This window comes from Streptomyces sp. NPDC054840 (assembly GCF_053611065.1).
In genome coordinates this window covers 1-2,710 of record NZ_JBSGZP010000841.1, presented here as the reverse complement: position 1 = coordinate 2,710, position 2,710 = coordinate 1, and the positions used below count along the sequence as shown (strand labels likewise).

Here is a 2,710-nt window from a genome sequence, read left to right as displayed (position 1 = left end):
GAACACGCCTAGCGGCTCTCCCGCCATCCCCGACCGCCGCTTGTCGCAACAGGCACTGGACGGGCCGGCCACTCGGGCAGACGGAGGTCCATGTCCACCACGTGTGCCCGGCGTCGCCCGGACGCCCCACCCTGCCCTCGTGGCGGTCCAAGGGGGCTGTTCGGGTGAAGCGTCGCAACCTGCGGGCCGCTCGGCCGTTGATCAAGGTGCTTATCACCGTGCACTCGCGCGACAGAAGGACCGCTGATGATCAAGAAGTTCATGGCCACCGCCGCCGCCACTGCCTCGATCGTCGGCGCGGGCGCGGCCCTCGCCGCCCCGGCCATGGCCATCGGCAACGACAACGGGATCAACACCGTCAACGGCAACAACGCCCAGCAGATCTACGGCAACCAGAAGACCCACGGTGACCTGAGCCCGCAGCTCGGCGTCGTCCAGGGCACCCTGAACAAGCCCTGCATCGGCCTGCCCGCGAAGGTCAACGCCCAGTCGATCCTGGCCCTCGTCAACGTCGGTGTCCAGGACGTCAACGTCCTGTCGAACCCGCAGAACCAGCAGTGCACCGAGAACTCCACCCAGGCCAAGGGTGACGAGCCGCTCTCCCACATCCTGGACAACATCCCGGTCCTCTCGGGCAACGTCTCGAACGGCAGCTGACGCAGTCCCCATGTGCGAGCCGGGGCCTCCGACGCCTGCGCGAGTGCCCACGGGGCCCCGGCTTGTTCGACTCGGAGCCACGGTTCCACGGATCCGCCTCCGCCACCGGCGCGCGGCGGCCGCCCGGCCGCCAGGGTGGCCACCGAACGGTACGCCACAGATCCTCCTGCCCGACCGGGCCGGAGGATCTGTGCATGTCCTTCAGCCTTGTCAAGTCACGGATGTTCGAGACGTGACGGGCGGTGTTCCGATCATGCCCACTGGAATCTCCTGCTTCACCCCGAAGGCGTGAGGCCCACCAGGTCCAGGAGGCGAGTGGAGATGAATCCGGAATACGCAGGGACGGACCGCTGGGCGGCCCTCGGGCACGTGGACGGAGCCGACGGGGACCTGGACGGAGCGCGGCTGGCTCGTACCGTCACGCGAGAGGTACGACGGACCGGCAAACATTTCCTGCCGCGGCCCCTCCTGCTTCGGCTTGGTGAGATACGGAACCAGCACGCCCCGGACCGCCGGCCCCACCTCCAGGCGTTCCTCGACTGCGTGCTCGACAAGCACGAGGGGCGCTACTGGAACCGAACCTACCTTTCCCTGCCGCTGCTGGAGCTCCTTCTGGGCGAAACGGATGACCTGGGCGAAACGGACGACGCGCCGGACCCCGACCGCATGGCCACCCTGCTCATATCCGACGTCATACGCTTCGAGCTCCAGGCGGAGGGCCCGGCGCGGGAAGCGTGGGAAGCGCGGGAGCCGCACACATCGCGGGAATCCGTGGACCGGGATCCGCCGGACCCGGCGACCCTGCGAAAGCGGCTGCGCCACGCCCTGCGATTCGTGGCGCACGACCCCTGCGTACCGGATGCCGCTGATGTGACGTCCCGGGCGGCCCACGTGCCGTGGTCCCGCTGGGCGGACATCGCCGAGCTCCTTCCCCGGCCCACGGCCACAGAGGCGAGCCACTGGTTCGACGTGACGGTCCAGCCCGTGTACGTGCTGCACGACGAGTACTTCTTCATCAGGGCGCTCCAAGCCCACGAAATGATCTTCACGGCGATCGCGGCGGACGTACGGGAGGCGATCGGGGCGCTGCGCGCCGCCCGGCTGGACGCGGCGGCCGACCATGTGGACCGTGCCGCCGGTCTTTTCGAGCGGGCCTCGGCACTGTTCCGGATGGTGGCCACCATGCGACCTGGACACTTCTCCGCCTTCCGGGAGTTCACCCAGGGCGCCAGCGCCATCCAGTCCGAACAGTACAAGCGCTTCGAGATCCTGTGCGGCCTCCCGACCGCGCCGCGGCTGCGGTCGGAAGCCTTCACCGACGTCCCCGCCGTACGGGCCGAGGCGGAGGGCGAGGCACACGACACGGTGGTCCGGGCCTATCTGGACCTGCGCCGCTCGGCCCGGTTCGGCGAAGCCGAGTGGAACCGCTTCCGCGGCGCGCTCGGTGGGCTGGAGGAGCGGCACCAGCGATGGAAGTCCACCCACCGGAGCCTCGCCGCGCGCATGCTCGGCGGGGCGCACGGATCGGGTGGCACCGCGGGCGTTCCCTATCTGGCCGAGTGCCTGGACAACCGGCTGTTCTGGCAGCTCGGTGCGGGACGCCGCGGCGCGGGAGGATGAGACTGAGGGGACGTCAGAAGGGGCGTGTCGGAAGGTACTTGCCGTCCGGCACCACCCGGGCGTCCGAACATCCGATGAACAAAGTCGTCGGCCGGTGCACCCCCGCCAGGTGGGCGAAGAGGTCCGCCTTGGCCGGAAACACCTCGCGCTGGAAAAGAGCGACGCCGTCCGCGAGATCGCGCGGGGCGGGCAAAGGACGCGTGGTCTGCATGGACACTCCCTGCGGTGGGATGCGCCCCCGGTGAAGCTTGACGTTTGCTGCGCCGGGAGAGCGCGTACGAGAGCGCCGCGGCCCGGGCCTTCACCGAGCTCACCGCACGCCTGGTCCGCGACCGCCGCGGCTACCGCCCCCCGCGGCGCGCGCACGCGCAGCGGGGGGGGGGCGGGGGCGGGGCGGATCACATGCCGGGGCACACCGTCCAGGCCAGGTGAT

General features: G+C 70.1%; 3 protein-coding genes and 1 pseudogene. 3 read left to right on the top strand and 1 reads right to left on the bottom strand.

The annotated features are described in order from the left end of the window. Positions 1 to 246: 246 nt before the first annotated feature. Both ACWGIU_RS34875 and ACWGIU_RS34870 read left to right on the top strand, forming a co-directional pair. A complete protein-coding gene (locus tag ACWGIU_RS34875; RefSeq protein WP_453712110.1) occupies positions 247 to 657 on the top strand; it encodes a rodlin in 411 nt (136 codons plus the stop codon). 321 nt (positions 658 to 978) lie between these two features. Then, complete coding sequence (locus tag ACWGIU_RS34870; RefSeq protein ID WP_453712109.1) at positions 979 to 2,277, top strand: tryptophan 2,3-dioxygenase family protein; 1,299 nt, start codon at positions 979 to 981, stop codon at positions 2,275 to 2,277. A 43-nt stretch (positions 2,278 to 2,320) separates the two neighbouring features. Here ACWGIU_RS34870 and ACWGIU_RS34865 read toward each other — a convergent pair. Next, positions 2,321 to 2,488: pseudogene (locus tag ACWGIU_RS34865) on the bottom strand (carbonic anhydrase); the annotation flags it as partial. A gap of 44 nt (positions 2,489 to 2,532) precedes the next feature. Here ACWGIU_RS34865 and ACWGIU_RS34860 point away from each other — a divergent pair. After that, entirely contained in the window at positions 2,533 to 2,709 is a 177-nt protein-coding gene (locus tag ACWGIU_RS34860; protein ID WP_453712108.1) for a hypothetical protein, read from the top strand. Position 2,710: the final 1 nt, after the last annotated feature.